Genomic DNA, 14,127 nt, shown 5'->3' with positions numbered 1-14,127 from the left:
CGCGTATGTTGCGGCAAACCCAAGGCACCGGGCCGGATGGCCCTGCACACCGCCGCCGGAGTGACTCAAGCCTCTTGTGTAGCCGATATCTAGCTGAGCAGGTGGCACAAACCAACGGGTTCCCGTCACAATTTGATGCACAAAGCTAACGTGATGGATGAGCCGCTGCTTGCCGCCCTTGCGCGGGAAGGGGCCGGGCACCTAGATGGCGGCCACGCCGCGCCCCCCTTGGAATCGCCCGATGACCGCACCGCTCAAACGTCCCTCGGGCCAGGAGGGAATGTTCTGGAAAACCAAGACCTTGGAAGAGATGTCCGAGGCGGAATGGGAAAGCCTGTGCGACGGCTGCGGGCGCTGCTGCCTCGAGAAGCTCGAGGACGAGGATACCGGCGACATCTACTTCACGCACATTTCCTGCAAGCTTCTGGATGCCGGCCTATGTGCCTGCAAGGATTACCCGAACCGCTCGGAGCAGGTGCCGGATTGCGTGCGCCTGACACCTGAGAATGTCCGCACCATCACCTGGCTGCCGCCGAGCTGCGGCTATCGGCTGGCGGCCGAGGGACGCGACCTCTACTGGTGGCATCCGCTGATTTCGGGCGATCCTCAGACGGTGCATGAAGCCGGCGTGTCCGTGCGCGGCCGGGTCGAGGGAACCGAGGACGACGTCCCGGACGACCAGCTCGAGGATCACATCGTGCAATGGCCGGTGCTGCTGCCCAAGCGCGCCAAGCTGAAGCGCCGGCCGAAATAGGCGCGATCACTTCGCAGACGCAGCAAGTCACGATGGTGCGACCGGTCCTGTGCTGTCGGGATACACCCATGCGCACGGCCCGCTGCCGCAAGGGAAAATTATGCCTTAAGTAGTTCGCTATCTGGCGAATCTGCGCGGCGTTGGCCGCGCGCGGCGTAGCAATTTATCCCCATGAACAAGTTTGATCGGCAGAGCCATTACCCTGCCGCGTCCCCGTCCTTGCCCGAGGAGCTCGCAGCCGAGCTGCCGGCGATCCCGCCGCAGGTGCAGGCGATCGAGGATGCGCCGTCGCTCGTGGCCCCGGTGCCGCTGACCCCGGCCGAGGTCCGCACCATCCTGATGAGCCTGCTGCTGACGATGTTCCTGGCCGCGCTCGACCAGACCATCGTCGCGACCGCGCTGCCGACCATCGGCCGCGAGTTCCAGGACGTCACCAATCTCTCCTGGGTCATCACGGCCTATCTGCTGGCCTCGACGGCGGTGGCGCCGGTGTTCGGCACCTTGTGCGACATCTATGGACGACGCTCGATGATCATCACCGCGCTCAGCCTGTTCGTGGTCGGCTCCGTCGTCTGCGCGCTCGCGCCGAACATGCCGGTGCTGATCCTTGCGCGCGGCCTGCAGGGACTCGGCGGCGGCGGCATCATGCCGGTGGTGCAGACCGTGATCTCCGACGTGGTCAGCCCGCGCGAGCGCGGCCAGTACCAGGCTTATTTCAGCGGCGTCTGGCTGCTGGCGGGTCTGCTCGGTCCGGTGATCGGCGGCTTCTTCGCCGACCATCTGCACTGGTCGATGATCTTCTGGATCAACGTTCCCCTGGCGATCGCGGCGCTCGCGCTGCTGCTGCCCAAGATGGGCCGGCTGCCGGTCTATCACCGCCTTCGCAAGGTCGACTGGGCCGGCGGCCTGCTACTGATGGCCTCGGCCGTCGTGTTCATGCTGGTGCTGACCTGGGGCGGCCACAAGCTGGCCTGGCTATCGCCGACCATCCTGGCGATGATCGGCAGCGCGATCGCTCTGGGCCTGGCCTTCGTCTGGCACGCCAAGCGTGCCGACGAGCCGTTTCTGCCGCTGTCGCTGATGGGCGGCACGGTTGTGCCCTATGGCATGCTGGCGAGCGGCTGCGCGCTCGGCGCGCTGATCGGGCTCACGGTACATCTGCCGCTGTATTACGAGCTGGTCTATCACCTCACGCCGAGCCAGGCCGGCCTTGGCCTGATCCCGATCGCGGCGATCTCTACCTTTGGTGCGGCGATCGCCGGCCGCACCATGGCGCGGGTCAAGCACTACAAGCGCGTCGCCATCGTCGGCACCTTCATCGGCACCATCGCCGCCGCGGTCATGACGGTGACCACGCCGTCGCTGTGGGTGCTGATGGTGCTACTGTCGATCTTCGGCATCGGGCTCGGCACGGCGTTCCCGATCTCGGTGGTGTCGCTGCAGAACGCGGTCGACCGCTCGCAAATCGGCACCATCACCGGCGCAATGAACTTCTTCCGCTCGATGATGTCCTCGTTCACGGTCGCAGCCTTCAGCGCCATCCTTCTGATGGTGCTCGGCGCCGACATCTCGCTCGCCGAGGGCGCCCACGGCGCCGTCAGCGGCATCGCAGAAGCCGACATGATCCACGCCTTCCGCTTCGTCTATGCCGCCGCCACCGCGATGCTCGCCTGCGCCTCGGTGTGCATGATCCTGATGGAGGAGCGCCCGCTGGCCGGCCCGTCGCGGAATGAGCCGGTGGAGCTGGCGGAGTAGCAAACAGCAAGCTCACTAAGGCAGTACGAACGCAAGATGAGCGCGGTGCTTATGAATGTGCCCTCTCCCCTTGCGGGAGAGGGCATGCACGAACGTGCGGCGATGTCGGTCGGGTGAGGGGTATCTCTCCGCGCACATCGCTCGCGGATAGATACCCCTCACCCAATCTCCTGCGCGGACGGGCCGCAGATGCCCTCTCCCGCAAGGGGAGAGGGCACTGTATCTGGCAGCGCGCTGGGACTTGGCTGATCGTCGTCCTACTCGCGCGGCTGCACCACCTCGACATTGTCCTGGCCGCGCGAGCCGTCGTCGAGCGACGATTTGACCAGACCTGCCTCGACGCGCCTGGAGAACTCCGTCGTGCCGCCGCTGGCCAGCTCCTTCGCCTGCGAGATCCATTGCTCGCGCTCGATGCGGCCGGCGAAGGCCAGATAGGATCCCACCCATTTGGCGTGCTCGGCGGTCCACGCCGCCACCTGATCGAAGTGCCAGATGCCGAGCCCATGCAGCCGGGCCTCGTTCTGCTTGCCGATGCCCTTGATCAGCTTGAGGTCGTCAGCCTGTCCGCCACGGGGCGCGGCGAGGCCGAGCGGCCGGCTGCCGGCGTGGGCGTCCTCGTTCTCGACCGGCGGCATCAGCGCCGGCAGGTGGGCCAGGAGGTAGCGGGCCTCGTCTTCGCTCAGCGGCGCGTCGGCCTGGTCGTCGATGGTGATCGCGCCAGATTTCACCGCGGTCGAATGCGCGGTGTCGAGGCCGGCCGCGAGCAGCTTGGCCTGCGCGATCCAGTGCTCGCGCTCGATCCGGCCGGGGAAGGCCATGTGGTGGCCGACCCACTCGGCATGCACCGGCGACCACTCCGCGATCTGGCGGAAATGATGCACGCCGATGTCGTTGAGGATGGCCTCGTTCTTCGGGCCGATGCCCTTGATGAGCTTGAGATCGTCGGCCGCGCCGTCGGGCGCGGGCAGGGCTGGCGGCCGGCCATCAGCGGTGCCATTGCGGCTGCCCGGGGCAGGCTCTGCGGCCGACGCCGCGACCTCGGCGGCGAGGCGATCGGCCTCCGCGCTCGCTGCGGCCTCCGCGGCGAGACGCTCGGCCTCGGCCTTCGCGGCCGCCTCGGCAGCCAGGCGATCGGCTTCGGCCTTCGCCGTGGCTTCTGCAGCGAGGCGCGCGGCCTCCGCCTCGGCTTTCGCGGTGGCCTCCGCCGCAAGACGTTCGGCCTCGGCCTTTGCCGCAGCTTCCGCAGCAGCACGATCGGCTTCAGCTTTTGCGGCGGCTTCGGCAGCGAGACGATCGGCCTCGGCCTTCGCAGCAGCCTCAGCGGCGAGCCGGTCGGCCTCCGCTTTCGCAGCAGCCTCGGCGGCAAGCCGGTCGGCTTCCGCCTTCGCAGCAGCTTCGGCAGCGAGACGATCGGCCTCGGCTTTCGCAGCAGCCTCGGCAGCTAGGCGATCTGCTTCGGCCTTCGCGGCAGCTTCAGCGGCAAGACGGTCGGCTTCGGCCTTTGCAGCCGCCTCAGCAGCGAGGCGGTCGGCCTCGGCTTTCGCAGCAGCCTCGGCAGCGAGACGATCTGCTTCGGCCTTCGCGGCAGCTTCAGCGGCAAGACGTTCGGCTTCCGCTTTTGCGGCGGCTTCGGCCGCGAGACGATCAGCCTCCGCCTTTGCTGCGGCCTCCGCAGCCAGGCGATCGGCTTCGACCTGGGCCGCGGCCTGCGCGGCGGGCGAGGGGCTGTCCGCCCAGGGACGGGCGGCAGCCGGCGCCGTGAACGCCGCGACGTTCCCCGGTCCGCCCGGGGACATCGCGCTGGAGTCGCCGATCCCGACATACTCCTTCAGCTGTCCGCCGACCAGGCAGCCGACGACGTAGCCGCCGACCATCAGCAGCGCCACCTCGAGCCACAGCCCGGCGCGGCCGGGCAGCACGCTCAGCATCGCCATCAGGGCGCCGATGAGGACGGCCAGAATGGCCGGCAACAGCCAGGTCCTCATCCAGTCCGGCTGCTTCGCATCCGACCAGGTGCGCCAGCCGACGAAGCCGCCGATGACGATGGCGAGCAGGATCCAGAGGAAGAACGTCGTCAGGTCGTACATCATGATCGGCGCCTCACTTCACGACGAATTCGATGCGGCGGTTCTGCGCGCGGCCTTCCGCGCTGTCGTTGGAGGCGACGGGTCGGTTCTGGCCGTAGCCTTCCGAGGTCATCCGCGAGGTGTCGATTCCGGCCTCGCTGATGTAGCTCACCACCGCCGCTGCGCGCCGCTTCGAGAGGTCGATATTGTCAGCCTCGTCGCCGACATTGTCGGTGTGGCCTTCGATCCTGATCTCGGCGTCCTTGCAGCGCTGCGCCACGTCGACGATGTGGTCGAGCAACGCCAGCGACTCGCGGCTGAGCTCGGCGCTGCCAGTCGCAAAGCGGATGCGGCCCTTGGCGAGCAGGCCCTCGAAGGCCGGCTGGCATTCGGCCACGGGGAGCGGCGGGCTCTCCGGCTTGACCCCGATCTTGACCTCGTCGAGCTTGAGATTGCCGCTCGCGTCGGCGAGCTCCTTGCGCACCTGATCGGCTGACTTGTCGTAGATGGCGAGCGCGTCGACCGACAGGGTCGCGTCCTTCGCCGTCAGAGATCCGGACCACAGCCGCGCCAGGGCCGGGAAGGTCGCGCTCAGCGACTTGACGAAATCCTTCGGCGCGCCGTCGGCGATCTTGAGGCTATCCTCGACCGTCTCGGTGACGAAGGCCGAGGTGGCCGCACCAATGAGATCGCGACGTGCGGCATCGTCGGGCACATAGCCGCTCAGCCGGACGCGGCCGTCCTGCTTCTGCAGGCTGAAGGCGTAGGGCGACACCGGGCCGTCGCGCACGTCGACGGCGGCGAGCGTGAACGGCGCAGGCAGCGCGCCGGCCAGTTGCTCGCGCACCGCAGCCCCGGTGACATTGGCAAGCCCGACGCCGCGGATCGAGACCTGCGTGTCCGTGATCTCGGCGCGGCCGCCCGACAGCCTGGCGAGCTGTTGCAGCAGGCTGGCACCGACCTTGGCGACATCGCCGTCGGGGGCGCCGCGCGCGATGCCGATCTGGCTCTTGATCGGCTTGCCGTCGAACTGACCGCTCGCCGCGCCCATGATCGCCTCGCGGCTGGCCGTGCTGGGCGCGAGACCCGCAAGGCTCAGGCCGCTGCCGTCGAACTCTGCCGTCCAACGATACGGCTTGATCTCCGGCGGCAGGATGTCCGCCTTGGCGAGCGTCAGGCCGGCCGGCAGCTTGCCGACGCCGGCCATGGCCTCGTCGTAGGCGGCAGAGGAGGGCGCCTCGCCGGTGATCGCATAGGTGGCGTCGGAGATGACAACGCGGCCCGTGCTCAGCCGCGCCAGCTCGGCCAGCGCGTAAGTGGTATAGGCATTGAAATCGCCCGATGGCGCGCCGCGCGCGATCTGCATCTGATGCATCACGGACGACCCAGGCCACGCCTTGGCCGCGGCAGTCTCCAGCGCCCGCCTGATGTCGTCGGTCGGCACGACGCCGGACAAGACGACCGCTTTGTCGTCGCGCACCGCGCTCCAGATGAAGGGCTTCGCCTCCGGCGGCAGGATGGCGATCTTGTCGGGCACGGCGCCGCTCGGCAGCTGCCGTGTCGCGGCAATGGCTGCCTCATAGACATCCGACGAGGCGGCCGCGCCCGCGATCGAATAGGCCTTGTCCGCGAGCGAGAAGCTGCCGCCATTGAGCTTGGCGGCCTGCGCCACGCCATGGCCGGCGATGGCGGCAAAGTTGACCGGAGCACCCAGGGCGTAGCCGAGCCGATCGACGACCTCGCCGCCGCCCGCGGCGCGGGCCGCGCTCAACACGGCCTGACGGACCGCTGGCGTCGGCACGCCGCCTTCGAGCACGAGCTGGTTGCCGTTGCGTGCGGCGCGGAATGCGTAGGGTTTCGGTGTCGGCAGCTTGTCGTAGCTGTCATCGACGAGCCGGACGCCGCTCACGGCTGCGGCATCGCTCAGGCGCTCCGACTGATCGGCGCTGAACTCGGGCCCCTCGATGCGAACGTCGCGGCCGGCGACCGAGACCTTCAGCGCCGCGGCGGTATCCGGTGCGGCGGCTGCGACCGCGGCGCGCACCCGCGGTGCAATCTCGTCTTCGACACCTGCTGTCTTGAAGCTCACTGCGGCCAGCCAGAGCACGGCGACAGCAATCAGTCCCGTCCACCATTTCGATGGTTGATGCATGTGAGAGCCCCCCGTTTCCCCACCTGCGCCGGGTTCACCCGGATCGTGCCGTTGTCGTGAACCACCCGTCGAGCGTAGCAGAATAGTTCCCCGAGACCAGCCGTCTGCGCGTTGTGCCGTTCCCTATGCACAAGCGCAGATGGCGTCGCTTTCGGCAGCCGTGCTCCGCGCGCGTCATCGATCCCTGTCCGATGCGACGAGGGTGCGATCGAACTGTGACCGTTCGACGACGAAGCTTCTGCCCCCGTCTTCACGCCACCGTGCGGAGCATCACTCCTCGAGCGCCCGCCGCAGACGGCGGATGATGACGCCGCGGGCGCGGTCGTCAGCGGCCTGCTCGATGCGCGCGTGGATGTCGAGCAGCAGGCCGGACATGTCGTTGTGCCAATCGAGCCGGGTGACGGCCTCCGGCGCGAGCCTTCGCCTGCTGGTGACGTCGAGCAGCGTCGGCACGGTGCTGGTCAGCTCATAGACGTCGTCGAGCAGGGGAGAGAACACCTTGGCCGCCGGCACGATCCGCTCGCCTATGCGCGCCGCCAATGCGGCGATCGCCGCCTCCTCGCCATGCGACAGGAACAGCCCGCGCGCGATCGGGCGGCGCGCGGCGATCCAGCGCGCGATCTCGGCGCCGTCGGCATGGCCCGAATAGTCGTCGATCCCGCGGATGCGGGCGCCGACCTTGATCTCCTCGCCCTGGATGCGCACCGCCTTGACGCCGTCCTGAAGGAAGCGGCCGAGCGTGCCGTTGGCCTGGTAGCCGACCAGCAGCACGGTGGCGCGGCTATTCCACAGCCAGCGCTTGAGGTGATGGCGGATGCGCCCGGCATCGCACATGCCGCTGGCGGCGATGATGATGTGAAAGCCGGTGAGCTTGGCGATCGCCTTGCTCTCGTCGACCGTCTCGGTGAAGCGCAGATGCGGCGACGACAGCAGGCGGCCGACATCGCGGCCGCCGTCGAGGCTCTCGGTGTGCGCGCGAAACACCTCGGTGGCGTGGATCGCGAGCGGCGAGTCCAGGAAGATCGGCGCGGCCGGGATGGCGCCTTGCTCCATCAGCCCGACGAGATCGACGATCAGCTCCTGCGTCCGCTCGACCGCGAAGGCCGGGATCAGCAGCGCGCCCTTGGCGGCCGCGGCGTCGCGCACCTCGCCCGCGAGACGGTTGCGGCGCAGCTCCGGCGTCGTCGGCTCGCGGATGCGATCGCCATAGGTGGCTTCCGAGATCACGTAGTCAAAGCCTTCCGGCGCTCTGGGATCAGGCTGCAGCAGCTTGGCGTCGGGCCCGACATCGCCTGAGGCGAGCAGGCGCAGCGGCGCGCCGCCGGTGCCTTGTCCAGCGAGCTCGATCTCGATCGAGGCCGAGCCCAGGAGATGCCCGGCATTCCAGTAGCGGGCGCGCACGCCCGGGATGATGTCGGTCCAGGTCTCAAACGGCACGGGCTGGAAATATTGCAGCGACGCGATCGCATCTCCCTGGGTGTAGATCGGGCTGACCTCGTCGCGGCCGCGCGCGATGTTGCGCCGGTTCAGCGCCAGCACCTCCTGTTCCTGGATATTGCCGGCGTCGGGTAGCATCCAGGAGCACAGATCGATGGTGCCGCGCGTGGCGAAGATCTTGCCGTCGAAGCCTAAGCGCACCAGCTTCGGCAGCAGGCCGCTATGGTCGATATGCGCATGCGTCAGCAGCACGGCGTCGATGTCGTGGGGGCGAAACGGGAAGTCGCCGTAGTTCAGCTCCTTCAGCGTCTTCTGCCCCTGGAACAGGCCGCAATCGATCAGGATCTGCCCATGGTCGGTGCCGACCAGATAGCAGGACCCGGTCACCGTCTGCGCGGCGCCGCAGAAGCGAAGCGTGATACTCATGCGGCAATCTCCTGGGAATGAGTCGCGCTGCGACAGCGGCGCGTCACGGCCGTCCGTCCGCGAGCGCGTAGCCGTGGTTGGCGCCGGCGGCCGCTGCGGCCAGATCATGCTCGGAGGGATCGCAGGTGAACACGCGGTAGAGCGGCTCACCTTGCTCGACGCGATCGCCGATCTTCTTGAACAGCCGGATGCCGGCGCCCTTGTTGACCGGCGCGCCGGCGGTGCGGGCGAGACGATTGAGTCGCAGGCAGTCGATCGCGGACACGATCCCGTCGTGCTCAGCCCTGACGTCGAAAGCGAGATCGCCGAGCTCGCTGCGGCTCGTCGGTGGGCCCTGGGCGTCGATGATCTTCAGCATCTGCTTCAGCGCCGCGCCGCTGTCGAGCAGCTCGCGCGCGCGTGCATAGCCGGCGCCGCCGCGCAGCTTCGGATCATATTCGAGCAGATGCGCGGCGAGCCGCAGCGACTTCTCGCGCAGATCGGCCGGCGCATCGGGCTCATTGCCGAGCACCGCCATCACGTCGCGCGCTTCCAGCACGGGCCCGATGCCGTTGCCGATCGGCTGCCGGCCGTCGGTCGTGATCACCTCGACCTCGAGGCCGAAGCGGTCGCCGACGAACTCGAACAGCTTTCGCAGCCGCATCGCTTCCACGCCGCTGGTGAGCTTGGCGGTCGGCCCGACCGGCAGGTCGAGCAGCAGATGCGTCGAGCCGGCGGCGAGCTTCTTGGAGAGGATCGAGGCCACCATCTGCTCGCTGGTGTCGAGGCTGAGCGGCCGCTCGACCGAGATCAGGATGTCGTCGGCCGGCGACAGGTTGACGTGCCCGCCCCAGATCACGCAGCCATTGCAGGCCGCGACGATCGACTTCATCTCCTCGGCGCCGACATTGACCCGCGCCAGCACCTCCATCGTGTCGGCGGTGCCGGCCGGCGAAGTGATCGCGCGCGACGACGTCTTCGGGATCGTCAGGCCGTGCGCGGCGACGATCGGCACCACCACCATCGAGGTGCGGTTACCGGGAATGCCGCCGATGCAATGCTTGTCGACGACCACGGGCTCAGGCCATTTCAGCTGGGTCCCCGCATTGGCCATCGCGCGCGTCAGCGCCAGCAGCTCGCCGGAGCTCATGAAGCTCGCCGAGCCGATCAGGAAGGCGGCAATCTCCATGTCGGAGTAGCGGTAATGGGCGAGGTCATCGATCACGGCCGCGATCGCCTGGTCGCTCAAGGTCTCGCCGCGGATCTTGGCGCGGACGAACTCGAGGCTTTCGGGCGGGGTGGCCGGCGACACCGTGGCCAGCGTGCCGGCCGGCTCGGCGAAGCGCCGCAGCGCCGGCTCCGACAGGCCGATCTCGTCGGGCCCGACCAGGGCGTCGTCATCGGTGATCAGCAGGGTGGCGAGCAGGGTGCGTGAATTGCAGCGCAGCTCGACGCGGGAAAAGCCGCTGAACACTTCGGGACGCAGCGCGCGCGAGCGCCGCGAGATCACGACGACGTTCTCGCGGCCGGTATCGAGCGCGACGCTGCGGATCTTGAGCTGGGGGCGGGCGGTATCTGATGCGGTCATGGCGGTCAGGATCAACCTTATGCCGGCCGGCTCCATGACCGTTGACCCAGATCATGCCATCAGATCTTCAGATCGCATCTGCCGGACAGGCCGAATTTTTTCTAAATGTATCGGTTGAGATTTCGGATGCAGCGAAGCGGTCCGGTCGACCGCCGGGGGGCGACGAGCCGCCAACAAAATGCAATGACGTCAGCCGCTTGTGATGTCTTTGAACGTGCCGCGACAACGCAGACGCGTGCTCGCCTTGGCTTCGCGCCATGATATCCGGACGCCGTGGCTCCCAGGTCGGGTTAACCCATTGTTCAAGTCGATGACGCAGGGTTTCTCCGGGGCGTCCGTCCCGGCCTTGGCGCGCCCTTCCGGCGCATCAGATGATCGAGCCCGACCGGAGTGGTAGATGCGGCAGTTGATTGCGAGCTTTCTCAAAGATCAGGCCGGCGCGACGTCGATCGAATACGCCATCATTGCCGGCGGCCTGAGCATCGTGATCCTGGCCGCCGTCAACGGGCTGGGATCCGGCCTCAGCAGCAAGTTCACGTCGATCAACAGCTCGATCAAGTAATCGACCTCGCTGCCGAAACGCGCGCGCCTGCTCGTATCTCCTATGCGATCCGAACTCCTGGCCGTTTGAAGCACGAGCTTCCGGCGGGGCATCGCCGGAAGCTCGTGGCCTGTTCGGAGGTTCGGTCGTCCAGCGTCAGAAGTTACGCTGGGCGCGCAGCAGCATGCTCACGGTGTCCTGGTCCTTGAGCTGGTAGATCGCGGCCGGCTTCGCGGTGCTCGCGATGGTCGGAGCGTTCGCCGTTCCCGAGAACTTCTGGTCGAGATGGCTGTAGGTCACGTCGGCCGAGAAGGTCAGGTTCTTGACCGGCACCCAGCGCGTGATCAGGCCGATCTGCGACAGGTTGAAGTCGGGGTTGCAGGTCGAGCCCGCCGTGAGCAAACCGGTCGCGGCGATGCGGGTGCAGATCAAATCCGAGCCGGTCTGGCCGTAGCGAACCTGGGCATAGGCGCCGTACAGCGCGGTGTTCCAGTGCGGATCCCAATTATGGGTGAAGGCGCCGCGCATGCCCCAGGTCTGCACGGTCGACAGGCCCGTGCCGTTGCCGAACACGGCGTCGGCCACGCCGGCGAAGCCGATGCTCTGGTAGGCGCCGGCGACGCCGGTGCTGCCATACATCGAGTAGGACGTGTTGGCGAGGCTCTGGAAGTTGTAGCGGCTCGCGCCGTCGGTATAGACGGCCTGCAGGTTCAGGACGTCGCCCGGACCGGTCGGGATGTTCTTGATCGACAGCGACAGCTGACCGGCCCAGCCCCATTTGTCCGACGGATGACCGGCGGTCTCGACGCCCGGCGCGTAGTAGCCGGCGTGGTTGTCATGCGCAGCGAACGACGCCTGGAACAGGCCCCAGGCCTGATCGACGCGCACCATGCCGATGATGTCGGGCGCCACGTTGCCGCCGATGCTGTTCGTGCCATAGGCGCCGCCCAGCACGCCGGACGCGGTGATGCCGGACGTGTTCCAGATGTTGCTGGTGAAGAACTGGCTCTGGTCCTCGACGGAGATCGCCGCCGTGATGCCCTGGCCGAAATCGGCCGTGTAGGTGAACTGGTTGACGCCGTTGTTGGAGCCGCTGCCGCCGACCAGGCCGTCGAAATTGTTGCCGGGATAGTTGGTCCAGGGCGCGTCGAAGGTCGACACCGCCTTGCCCATGGTGAAGCCGGCGAACTGAATGAAGGCATAGTAGACGCCGAGCGAGCCGCCCGAGATGCCGTCATTGCTGAGACCGTTGACGGAGGTCAGCGCGGTCGTGCTGGCAGAGCCGGTGTTATACTGGGTGCCGCCGTTGCCGACGCCGGCATAGGTGCCCGACGTCCAGGTCAACACCGCGTCGAAATAGGTGCGGACCACGCCATACTCGGTCGCGGTGCGCGTGTCGATGTTCAGGTCCTGGCGTGCGCGGGTCTGAAGCCGGTTGCTGAGGCGGTTGTCCGCGCCGGCCTGGGCGGAATAGGCGCCGCCATAATTGCTGTTGGTCCACAGCGCGGTTTCCGCGCGCACATAGCCACCCAGCTTGATGCAGGTGTCGGTGCCGGGAATGTAGTAGAAGCCCGTGCCGTAGAGCGAGCACACCTTCACATATTCGACGGCCTTGGCCTTGATCGGAAGGTCAGCGGCCTGAGCCGCCGCGGCTGACAAAATCACTGCTCCCGTCCCGAGAAGCAGGCCCCTCATCGTCTTCATTCTGTATCTCCGGTTGATCGGCGCCCACACGGCCCCCCGCGTGTCGCCCCTGGCGTCGCCAGACTTCAAGTCCCCACACCGATACGCTCGGCTCTCGGATCGCGTGAACGAATTGTGCACGAGCCCATTTCAATTTGATGAAAGTTGCTCGCTTGCTCGGGTTCCGCTCGATCGTCGTTAACGTGCCGTTGGTTCGCACGCGCTTCGACGCGATCACGCCACCCTTCTGGCCTCTCGGTGGCAATTTGTTAATGACGTTATTCGTGAATAGGGTAGATGGGAATCCCGAACAATCCCGGGGGCGGTGCTGCGCACATCATCGTAGGTGGGCAAGTCACTGACTTGCCCACGGAAATGGTCGTCTTGCGCGCGGTGTCACTGGCTCGATTCGATCTGAACCGAGGGGCAATGTGACGTTGGTACGACAAGTGCGCTGCCGCCGAATCTCGTGATCGGCGTCATCGCCTGGCGCGTGCTGTCGCTTCGCCATCGCTTCACGAAGTCGAGAAACACCTGCAGCGGCATCGGCGGCTGTCGCCGACTCGGATGATACAGAAACAGTCCTGGAGTCGCGTAGCTCCAGTCCGGCAGCAGCCGCACCAGGCGCCCATCGGCCAGATGCTGATCGACCATCGGCTCGACCAGATAGGCGATGCCGACGCCGTCCAGCGCGGCATTCAGGGCCAGATCGAAATCGTTGACGATCAGCGAACCGTCCACCGCGATCTCGGCCCGCTGCTCGCCTTTGTCGAAGATCCACGGCTGCAAAGTGTCATCGGCAGGAAAGCGGTGGCGGATGCAATTGTGGGTCTGAAGCTCATCGGGGCGGGATGGCGCCGGACGGCTCGCGAGATAGTTCGGCGAGGCAACGGCGATGAAATCGCAATCGTCGACCACGCGAATCACCTTCATGTCGCGCTCGACCCGTTGACCGGAGCGGATGCCGGCGTCGAAGCGGTTGCGGACGATGTCGCTGTTGGTGTCGTCGACCGCGAGCTCGAGCTGAATGGACGGATATTCGGCCAGGAACGACGTGATCAGCGGCCCAAGCCCTCTGAGGGCGAACACGCGCGACACCGCCAGCCGGAGCGTGCCGACGGGCTTGTCACGGAACGCGTTGATGCTCTCGATCGCCTGATCCACGCGCTCGAGAGCGGGCTGGATTTCCGCGAGCAGCCGCTCGCCGGCCTCGGTCAGCGCAACGCTGCGGGTCGTCCGGTTGAACAGCCTGACGTCCAGCCGCTCCTCGAGACCCTTGATCGTCTGACTGATCGTCGGCAGCGAGCAGCCGATGTGAGCGGCAGCCTTGGTGAAGCTCAGCGTGTCCGCGACCGCCGCGAACGCCGAGAGCTCGGACAATTGAACGCGCGCCATGCCCTAGTCGTGCCGCGCCTGATCCTGTCTCTCATCGCGCTGAAACATGCACACCCCCTGACACACCGCGTCGGTGCAACCGAAACGACTCCGCCAAGATCGTTCCACCATCCGGACGCACCGATTCGACGCGCCCGATCATTCACCCGCGCCGCAGAGCTAGGCGGGACGTGCTCATTCCGCAAGCATCGACGCCGTTTCGTGGTGATCACAAATCCGCGTCTGGGATTGCAAATGGCTGACTGACTCAGGTGATCGGACGGCCCTGCGAGAATCGTAGCTGCTCGCAGGCGCGTGCGGGGGACGGCGTCGTCTGGGTGGATCGCGATAGCAGGGAGAAGGGGCCTGGAG

General features: G+C 67.0%; 9 protein-coding genes. 3 read left to right on the top strand and 6 right to left on the bottom strand.

Annotation, left to right across the window (positions count from 1 at the left end; all coding sequences use genetic code 11):
- The first annotated feature begins 241 nt into the window (after positions 1-241).
- Both ACVILH_RS29185 and ACVILH_RS29180 read left to right on the top strand, forming a co-directional pair.
- Positions 242-754: a YcgN family cysteine cluster protein gene (locus ACVILH_RS29185; RefSeq protein WP_035648309.1), complete on the top strand. Its 513-nt coding sequence runs from the start codon at positions 242-244 to the stop codon at positions 752-754.
- Positions 755-925: 171 nt separating this feature from the next.
- Positions 926-2,509 (top strand): MDR family MFS transporter, encoded by a 1,584-nt coding sequence (locus tag ACVILH_RS29180; RefSeq protein ID WP_456715966.1) that lies wholly within the window; start codon positions 926-928, stop codon positions 2,507-2,509.
- Positions 2,510-2,766: 257 nt separating this feature from the next.
- Here the strand turns inward: ACVILH_RS29180 and ACVILH_RS29175 are convergent, their stop codons facing one another.
- The 4 genes from ACVILH_RS29175 to ACVILH_RS29160 form a co-directional block, all read right to left on the bottom strand.
- Positions 2,767-4,599, bottom strand: coding sequence for a cell envelope biogenesis protein TolA (locus ACVILH_RS29175; RefSeq protein ID WP_456715965.1), 1,833 nt, complete (start codon positions 4,597-4,599; stop codon positions 2,767-2,769).
- 10 nt (positions 4,600-4,609) lie between these two features.
- A complete protein-coding gene (locus ACVILH_RS29170; protein WP_456715964.1) occupies positions 4,610-6,727 on the bottom strand; it encodes an OmpA family protein in 2,118 nt (705 codons plus the stop codon).
- 270 nt (positions 6,728-6,997) lie between these two features.
- Entirely contained in the window at positions 6,998-8,590 is a 1,593-nt protein-coding gene (locus tag ACVILH_RS29165; protein ID WP_456715963.1) for an MBL fold metallo-hydrolase, read from the bottom strand.
- Positions 8,591-8,633: 43 nt separating this feature from the next.
- Positions 8,634-10,157: a thymidine phosphorylase family protein gene (locus tag ACVILH_RS29160; RefSeq protein WP_456715962.1), complete on the bottom strand. Its 1,524-nt coding sequence runs from the start codon at positions 10,155-10,157 to the stop codon at positions 8,634-8,636.
- Between the two features lie 397 nt (positions 10,158-10,554).
- On the opposite strand from ACVILH_RS29160, the gene ACVILH_RS29155 reads away from it, so the two are divergent.
- Positions 10,555-10,719 carry a Flp family type IVb pilin gene (locus tag ACVILH_RS29155; RefSeq protein WP_035648307.1) on the top strand — a complete coding sequence of 55 codons (165 nt, stop codon included), beginning with the start codon at positions 10,555-10,557 and terminating at the stop codon, positions 10,717-10,719.
- A 135-nt stretch (positions 10,720-10,854) separates the two neighbouring features.
- On the opposite strand, the gene ACVILH_RS29150 is transcribed toward ACVILH_RS29155, so the two are convergent.
- Positions 10,855-12,402: a porin gene (locus ACVILH_RS29150; protein WP_456715961.1), complete on the bottom strand. Its 1,548-nt coding sequence runs from the start codon at positions 12,400-12,402 to the stop codon at positions 10,855-10,857.
- Positions 12,403-12,777: 375 nt separating this feature from the next.
- Positions 12,778-13,776: a LysR substrate-binding domain-containing protein gene (locus ACVILH_RS29145; protein WP_456715960.1), complete on the bottom strand. Its 999-nt coding sequence runs from the start codon at positions 13,774-13,776 to the stop codon at positions 12,778-12,780.
- Positions 13,777-14,127 lie beyond the last annotated feature (351 nt).

Source organism: Bradyrhizobium sp. USDA 4353 (genome assembly GCF_054063215.1).
Note: the sequence above shows the minus strand (reverse complement) of the source record. Positions and strands in the feature narration are given on the sequence as shown.